The 4,003-nt window shown below is 72.0% G+C and carries 4 protein-coding genes; 1 reads left to right on the top strand and 3 read right to left on the bottom strand.

The window, feature by feature from the left end:
* Window positions 1-41: 41 nt before the first annotated feature.
* Window positions 42-1,202: an NAD(P)/FAD-dependent oxidoreductase gene (locus KDH83_RS29905; RefSeq protein WP_212322493.1), complete on the bottom strand. Its 1,161-nt coding sequence runs from the start codon at window positions 1,200-1,202 to the stop codon at window positions 42-44.
* An 88-nt stretch (window positions 1,203-1,290) separates the two neighbouring features.
* On the opposite strand from KDH83_RS29905, the gene KDH83_RS29900 reads away from it, so the two are divergent.
* Complete coding sequence (locus tag KDH83_RS29900; RefSeq protein WP_212322491.1) at window positions 1,291-2,103, top strand: helix-turn-helix transcriptional regulator; 813 nt, start codon at window positions 1,291-1,293, stop codon at window positions 2,101-2,103.
* A gap of 16 nt (window positions 2,104-2,119) precedes the next feature.
* On the opposite strand, the gene KDH83_RS29895 is transcribed toward KDH83_RS29900, so the two are convergent.
* Both KDH83_RS29895 and KDH83_RS29890 read right to left on the bottom strand, forming a co-directional pair.
* Window positions 2,120-2,767, bottom strand: a complete 648-nt coding sequence (locus KDH83_RS29895) for a CerR family C-terminal domain-containing protein (protein ID WP_212322489.1) — start codon at window positions 2,765-2,767, stop codon at window positions 2,120-2,122.
* Window positions 2,768-2,828: 61 nt separating this feature from the next.
* Window positions 2,829-4,001 (bottom strand): M24 family metallopeptidase, encoded by a 1,173-nt coding sequence (locus tag KDH83_RS29890; RefSeq protein ID WP_212322487.1) that lies wholly within the window; start codon window positions 3,999-4,001, stop codon window positions 2,829-2,831.
* Window positions 4,002-4,003: the final 2 nt, after the last annotated feature.

The raw sequence follows: 4,003 nt of genomic DNA, 5'->3' as shown, positions 1-4,003 counted from the left end.
TTTACGCCTTGCCCGCTCAACCGGCCTGGGGCGTCGCCGCTTCAGGACTGGGCGCCGGCCAGCTTGCGCGCCCCTTGCGACGAGGCCGCGACGGCGGCGTTGGCGCGGGCGCGCATGTCCGTCTCGTAGGCGGCCAGCGCGGCCGGCAGATCGCCGTCCCGCGCGGCCCGCGCCAGGCGCCGGGCCAGCCTGGCCGCGTCGTCCAGCGCCGTGTTGGCGCCCACGCCGCCGGCGGGGCTCATGGCGTGGATGGCATCGCCCAGCAGGGTCACGCGGCTGGCGGGCCAGGGCGCCAGCTCTGGCGCGCTGCGCACGGGCAGCATGGAGACCGACGCGGCGTCGGCCCGGTTGAATATGGCGCGCAGCCCGTCGGCGCCGGCTTCCAGCATCGCGCCCAGGCGCTGCAGCAGCGCCGCGCCGTCGCGGCTGTCCTGGCCGAGCGCGTCCCGTCCGCCGATGACGGCCCAGTACAGGTAGTCGGCCACAGGCGTCAGCGCGCCGGCTTGGGCCGGAAAGCGGAACCGCATCGGGTCCACGACGATGGCGTAGTCCGGGCCGAAGACCACGGAGGTGCCGTCAGTGAGCCGGCCATCCAGGCCGGCGTCCAGCGGCGTCTTGCCGTAGATGCAGGCCGAGCCCGTGTCGGCCGGCGCGGCATGGGGCAGGCGCAGACGGCGGATCGCCGAATTGACGCCGTCGGCGCCGACCAGTGCATCGGTCCGGCGCGTGGCGCCGTCCGCCAGCGTCAGCAGGACGCCGCCGTCGTCCTGTTCCCGATAGTCGTTCACGCCCTGGCCGAAATGCACGCGGTCCTCGATCCCGAGCATGAGGATCTGGCGCAGCGTCTGGCGATGCGCGCTGCGGTCGCCATCGTCGCCGTCGTCATCGGCGTCCGTGTCGCTCCACGTGTCGGACGGGCGGCCCGCGACCGGCGCCAGGCGCGGATCCAGGAACTGCCCGGCCGATTGCGAGCGCGAGCAGGTCTGCAGGAACAGCTGGTATTGCGCGGGCGGCAGGCTGTTGGCCAGCGCGGCCTGGCCGGTCCGGTCGATGCGGATGCGGTAGCCCTGGGTGCGGCTGTCGGGCGCGGCGTCCTGTTCAAAGACGTCGAAGGCGATGCCCCGCTGTTTCAGGGCCTGCGCCAGGCACAGGCCGCCCAGGCCGGCGCCGGCGATGGCGATGTGGAAGGGGAAAGTGGTCATTGGGGGATTCCAGTGGATGTCGATGGAGACAGCGTAGGGCGGGCCGCCGGAATCACGGTAATGCTATTGAGCCTTAAAATAGCGAGAAATGGCCAAGCCTCGCATTCCTCCTTCCATTGAGCCCATCGAAGACGCCGGCGGGCCGGCGCTGATCGCGCTGCGCGGCGGCGACGATCCGGACAGCCCCTATCGGCTGGGCTCGCGTGAGTACGACTGGCACAGCCATGTGCGCGGCCAGCTGTTCTGCGTGGAGAGCGGGCTGGTGCATGTGCGCACCTCGCATGGGTCCTGGCTGTTGCCGCCGCAGCGCGCGGGCTGGATTCCGCCGGGGGAGCGCCATTGGGCCGACGTCAGCGGCGCGGCCAGCGGCTGGAGCGTCATCGTCGCGCCCGCCGCCTGCGCGGCGCTGCCGGCGCGGCCCTGCGTGATCGGCATCAGCGAGCTGATGCAGGCGCTGGTGCGCCGGGCCGTAACGTGGACCGACCGGCGCGAACTGGCGCCGCCCGAGGCCCGCGTCGCCGCGGTCCTGCTGGACGAGATCCAGCGCGCGCCGCGCGAGCCGCTGCACCTGCCCATGCCGTCCGATCCGCGCCTGGCGCGCATCGCGCGGGCGGTCTACGAGCGGCCGGACGATCCCCGTTCGCTGGAGGACTGGGCGCGATGGGGCGCGGTCTCGCCGCGCACGCTGCGACGCCTGATGGCCGCGGAGACCGGCATGAGCTTCGGCCGCTGGCGGCAGCAGGCGGGACTGATCCACGCGCTGGAGCGCCTGGCGCAAGGCGAGGCGGTGGCGACGGTGGCCGACGCGCTGGGCTATGCCTCGCCCAGCGGTTTCATCGCCATGTTCCGGCGCGCGTTCGGCGCGTCGCCGGGCAGGTACTTCGCGCAGCGGCAGGAATGAGCGCCGCGCTGATTGCTCAATCGCGAGCCGCGGCCAGCGCCGTCTTGCCGACCATGTCGGCGATCTCGCCGACCATGGCGCGCGTCAGGCGCTTGGCGCCCAGGCGCCGCAGCAGTGCCTCGCGCGCCACGGCGAAGACGATGGCCTGTCCCAGGATGGCATGGGCCCGCAGGATGCTGTCGCGGCTGTCCGGCGCTTCCCGCCGGATGGCCGCGACCCGCTCCGTCACGGCTTCGTGCAGCGGCATGAACAGGCCGGCGTGGATCGCCTCGAATTTCGGCGTGGGTTGCAGCTGCTCGCGCGCCAGCAGCAGGCTGCGCGCGGCCGAGGCCTCGGAATCCAGCAGGGCGGTGGCGAAACCGCGCATGAGCGCCTCCAGCTGCGCCGCCGCCTCGCGGGCCGTGGCGGGCGGCGCGTCGGGCAGGTCCAGGCGCGCGGCGATGTCCTGCGCGGTCTGTTCCAGCACGGCCGCATAGACGCCTTCCTTGCCGCCGAAATGATAGGGAATGGCGGATTGGTTCACGCCCGCCGCCTCCGACAGCTGGCGCGTGCGCACGCCTTCCAGGCCCAGCTGGCTGAATAGCGTCAGCCCGGCCAGCAGCAGCCGCTCGCGCGTGTCGGCGGCGCGGTCGGGGCCGGCGGGTTCTGTCGTCGATGTCTTCATGGTCGGTCTCGTTTCCTGCTACGTGATGGGCCGGGCTTCGCGAGGCGGCCCGGCCCTGTCCTCAGCCGTCGGCGCGCATCAGCCGGGTCGAGTTCTCGTTCAGCGCGATGCCGGCCTGTTCGCCCACGATCACCGTGCCGCCGATATTGGCCAGATGGCGCCCGAAGCCGCAATTGGGTTCGAACGCAAAGCACATGCCGGGCTGCAGGGGCAGTTCCCGTCCGACGGTCGGCAGCGACCTGAGCTGCGGATAGCGGGCGGCCTCAGGCAGCGATTCTATGCCGGGCGCGGTGCCGAAGCCTACAGGACCGTAGGGATTGATGCTGTGGACCAGCGGATGCACATGCCAGCCGCCGGATGCCAGCAGGGGCGCTTCCATGGCGTCGACCAGGTCGCCGAAGGTATTGCCGGCGCGCAGCGCGGTCACGCCGGCCTCGTAGCTGGCGCGGGCGACGTCGGCGGCGCGCAGGATGTCTGGATGGACCTCGCCGACCGCGACCGCCGCCTGGTGTTGGGTTTCCATCAGGCCGTAGAGGGCGAAGATTTCCGACAGCACGATGTCGCCTTCGCGCAGGACCCTGGGCGCTTGCGAGCGGTACTGCCAGGCGGGAGGCCCCCAGCCGACATATTCCGGGCCCGTGCCCAGCAGGACCTCGGCGGTGTAGCCGCCCATGGCGAAGCAGGTGGCGGTGACGGCGGCCACCAGCTCGGCCTCGCTCACGCCCGGCCTGGCCGTGGCCCGCAGGGTTTCGCTCATGGCTTCGCCGATGGCGGCCGCGTAGCGGACCAGGCCCAGCTCTTCCTCGCTCTTGACCGAGGCGCGGCGGAAGAAGGCCTTGTACACCGGCACGAATTCCGCCTTGGGCAGGGCCTGCGCCATGCCCTGCAGCGTGCGCGCCGGCACGGCGCCGTCGAAGTAGAAGGGTGGATAGGGTTCCAGCCCGATGACGCCGATGCGGCTGCCATCCAGCCCGCGCTCGGCCAGCCAGGCGCCGACGTCGCGGCCGGTCTTGCCCACGTACAGCTGTTCCGGCGCGATCCATTGCAGGTCGCCGCGCAGCGCGGCCTGGATGTGGTCCGCGATCATCAGCGAGGCGAAGGTATAGACCCTGGGCGCTTCGTCGCCGATGAAGACCACGATGGATCCGGGACGGTCATTGCTGAAGTAGCAATCGGGGGAAAAACCCGCCGGCGCGGCCGCCTCGCGGTCGCCGTAGACAACCAGGGCCCGCAGGC

The organism is Achromobacter sp. Marseille-Q0513 (assembly GCF_018195695.1).
In the GTDB taxonomy this organism is placed as follows: Bacteria; Pseudomonadota; Gammaproteobacteria; order Burkholderiales; family Burkholderiaceae_B; genus Achromobacter.
Note: the sequence above shows the minus strand (reverse complement) of the source record. Positions and strands in the feature narration are given on the sequence as shown.

Bases quoted from the DNA above. Each gene is read 5' to 3' on its own strand.
- KDH83_RS29905 (WP_212322493.1), bottom strand. From the start codon at position 1,202: ATGACCACTTTCCCCTTCCACATCGCCATCGCCGGCGCCGGCCTGGGC.
- KDH83_RS29900 (WP_212322491.1), top strand. From the start codon at position 1,291: ATGGCCAAGCCTCGCATTCCTCCTTCCATTGAGCCCATCGAAGACGCC.
- KDH83_RS29895 (WP_212322489.1), bottom strand. From the start codon at position 2,767: ATGAAGACATCGACGACAGAACCCGCCGGCCCCGACCGCGCCGCCGAC.